The organism is Micromonospora gifhornensis, from assembly GCF_016863515.1.
Classification (GTDB): Bacteria; Actinomycetota; Actinomycetes; order Mycobacteriales; family Micromonosporaceae; genus Micromonospora; species Micromonospora gifhornensis.
Genome location: NZ_BOPA01000083.1, coordinates 2,501 through 5,382 on the forward strand (window position 1 = coordinate 2,501; position 2,882 = coordinate 5,382).

2 rRNA genes (1 of these 2 cut by a window edge) are annotated in these 2,882 nt (G+C 56.6%); both read left to right on the top strand.

The annotated features are described in order from the left end of the window. Positions 1-2,666: ribosomal RNA gene (locus Vgi01_RS30140) — 23S ribosomal RNA — on the top strand; it begins 446 nt to the left of the window's first position. 98 nt (positions 2,667-2,764) lie between these two features. Then, positions 2,765-2,881: ribosomal RNA gene (gene rrf, locus Vgi01_RS30145) — 5S ribosomal RNA — on the top strand. Position 2,882 lies beyond the last annotated feature (1 nt).

Here is a 2,882-nt window from a genome sequence, read left to right on the forward strand (position 1 = left end):
TGGGTGTTCCCGAGTAGCGGCGGACTCCTGAAATCTGCCGTGAATCTGCCAGGACCACCTGGTAAGCCTAAATACTTCCTGGTGACCGATAGCGGACGAGTACCGTGAGGGAATGGTGAAAAGTACCCCGGGAGGGGAGTGAAATAGTACCTGAAACCGTTCGCCTACAATCCGTCGGAGCCTTGCGGGGTGACGGCGTGCCTTTTGAAGAATGAGCCTGCGAGTTAGTGGCATGTGGCGAGGTTAACCCGTGTGGGGGAGCCGTAGCGAAAGCGAGTCTGAAGAGGGCGTTTGAGTCGCATGTTCTAGACCCGAAGCGGAGTGATCTAGCCATGGGCAGGCTGAAGCGTGGGTAAGACCGCGTGGAGGGCCGAACCCACCAACGTTGAAAAGTTGGGGGATGACCTGTGGTTAGGGGTGAAAGGCCAATCAAACTCCGTGATAGCTGGTTCTCCCCGAAATGCATTTAGGTGCAGCGTCGCGTGTTTCTTGCCGGAGGTAGAGCACTGGATGGTCTAGGGGGCCCACAAGCTTACCGAAATCAGCCAAACTCCGAATGCCGGTAAGTGAGAGCGCGGCAGTGAGACTGCGGGGGATAAGCTTCGTAGTCGAGAGGGAAACAGCCCAGATCACCAGCTAAGGCCCCTAAGCGTGTGCTAAGTGGAAAAGGATGTGGGGTCGCATAGACAACCAGGAGGTTGGCTTAGAAGCAGCCACCCTTTAAAGAGTGCGTAATAGCTCACTGGTCAAGTGGTTCCGCGCCGACAATGTAGCGGGGCTCAAGCACACCGCCGAAGCTGTGGCATTCACGCGTGTACTTCGCATCATCTTTCGGGGTGGTGTGCAGGTGTGTGGATGGGTAGGGGAGCGTCGTGCCGGGGGTGAAGCAGCCGAGTGATCGAGTTGTGGACGCGGCACGAGTGAGAATGCAGGCATGAGTAGCGAAAGAAGGGTGAGAAACCCTTCCGCCGGATGACCAAGGGTTCCAGGGCCAGGTTAATCCGCCCTGGGTGAGTCGGGACCTAAGGCGAGGCCGAGAGGCGTAGTCGATGGACAACGGGTTGATATTCCCGTACCCGCGAAAGAGCGTCCCTGATGAACCTCGTTGTGCTAACCACCCAAACCAGTCAAGACCTTCGGGTTGAGGTTGGGGAGCGTGGGAACCTGGCGGGTAGTAGTCAAGCGATGGGGTGACGCAGGAAGGTAGCTGAGCCCGGCCGGTGGTTGTGCCGGGGTAAGCGTGTAGGCCGTGTCATAGGCAAATCCGTGGCACATGAGGCTGAGACGTGATGCCGAGCCGATTCAGGTGAAGTCAGTGATCCTATGCTGCCGAGAAAAGCCTCTAGCGAGTTCTGAGCGGCCCGTACCCCAAACCGACACAGGTGGTCAGGTAGAGAATACCGAGGCGATCGGGCGAACTGTGGTTAAGGAACTCGGCAAATTGCCCCCGTAACTTAGGGAGAAGGGGGGCCGGAGACGTGAAGCCCCGCGCGGGTGGAGCGTTGTATGGCCGCAGAGAGCAGGGGGAAGCGACTGTTTACTAAAAACACAGGTCCATGCGAAGAAGTAATTCGATGTATATGGACTGACGCCTGCCCGGTGCTGGAACGTTAAGGGGACCTGTTAGCTCTTCGGGGCGAAGCGGAGAACTTAAGCGCCAGTAAACGGCGGTGGTAACTATAACCATCCTAAGGTAGCGAAATTCCTTGTCGGGTAAGTTCCGACCTGCACGAATGGCGTAACGACTTCCCCACTGTCTCAACCACAGGCCCGGCGAAATTGCATTACGAGTAAAGATGCTCGTTACGCGCGGCAGGACGGAAAGACCCCGGGACCTTTACTATAGCTTGACATTGGTATCTGAGTTAGCTTGTGTAGGATAGGTGGGAGCCGGTGAAGCGCATACGCCAGTATGTGTGGAGGCAATCTTGAAATACCACTCTGGTTGATTCGGGTATCTAACTTCGGACCGTTATCCGGTTCAGGGACAGTGTCTGGTGGGTAGTTTAACTGGGGCGGTTGCCTCCTAAAAGGTAACGGAGGCGCCCAAAGGTTCCCTCAGCCTGGTTGGCAATCAGGTGTTGAGTGCAAGTACACAAGGGAGCTTGACTGTGAGACTGACGGGTCGAGCAGGGACGAAAGTCGGGACTAGTGATCCGGCACTTGCGTGTGGAAGCGGTGTCGCTCAACGGATAAAAGGTACCCCGGGGATAACAGGCTGATCTTCCCCAAGAGTCCATATCGACGGGATGGTTTGGCACCTCGATGTCGGCTCGTCGCATCCTGGGGCTGTAGCAGGTCCCAAGGGTTGGGCTGTTCGCCCATTAAAGCGGTACGCGAGCTGGGTTTAGAACGTCGTGAGACAGTTCGGTCCCTATCCGCCGTGCGCGTAGGATACTTGAGAAGGGCTGTCCCTAGTACGAGAGGACCGGGACGGACGAACCTCTGGTGTGCCAGTTGTCCCGCCAGGGGCACGGCTGGTTAGCTACGTTCGGAAGGGATAACCGCTGAAAGCATCTAAGCGGGAAGCCTGCTTCAAGATGAGGTATCCCACCACCCTTTGGGTGGGTAAGGCCCCCAGCTAGACTACTGGGTTGATAGGCCGGAAATGTAAGCCCGGTAACGGGTTCAGTTGACCGGTACTAATAGGCCGAGGACTTGCTCACAAAGGTTCTGCTCGCGTCCACTGTGTAACTCACAACAAACAAACAAATACCCCAACGTTTTGTTGTTGGTGTGGTGTTGTTTGATATGTTGATAGGGTTACGGCGGTTATGGCGGAAGGGAAACGCCCGGTTACATTCCGAACCCGGAAGCTAAGCCTTCCAGCGCCGATGGTACTGCACTCGGGAGGGTGTGGGAGAGTAGGACACCGCCGGACA